The sequence below is a fragment of the Pseudomonas sp. SIMBA_068 genome, from assembly GCF_046534705.1.
Lineage (GTDB): Bacteria > Pseudomonadota > Gammaproteobacteria > Pseudomonadales > Pseudomonadaceae > Aquipseudomonas > Aquipseudomonas putida.
Genome location: NZ_JAWRYI010000488.1, coordinates 1 through 273 on the forward strand (window position 1 = coordinate 1; position 273 = coordinate 273).

A 273-nucleotide genomic window follows, 5' to 3' on the forward strand; every position below is an offset into this window, starting at 1 on the left:
CCCGAGAACGGCATCCGCGCCCTGGGCAAGCTGCTGATCAACTACCGTGGCAAAGACGGCATGCCTGGCGTGGGTGGCCCTGGCATCGACACGGTGCGCGAAACCATCACCAGGTGGGCACCGGGCAACGAAAACAACACTGAGGCCTACATCGCGGCCGTGGCTCGCCGCCTGGGTGTGAACGCCAATGACGTGATCGACGTCCGGAAGGCGGCAACGCTGGGCGTAATGGTGTCCAGCATCATCGCCCATGAATGCGCAGGGTTCGCTTAT

1 pseudogene is annotated in these 273 nt (G+C 63.4%); it reads left to right on the forward strand.

The annotated features are described in order from the left end of the window. Nucleotides 1-273: pseudogene (locus SB756_RS30075) on the forward strand (structural protein P5); the annotation flags it as partial.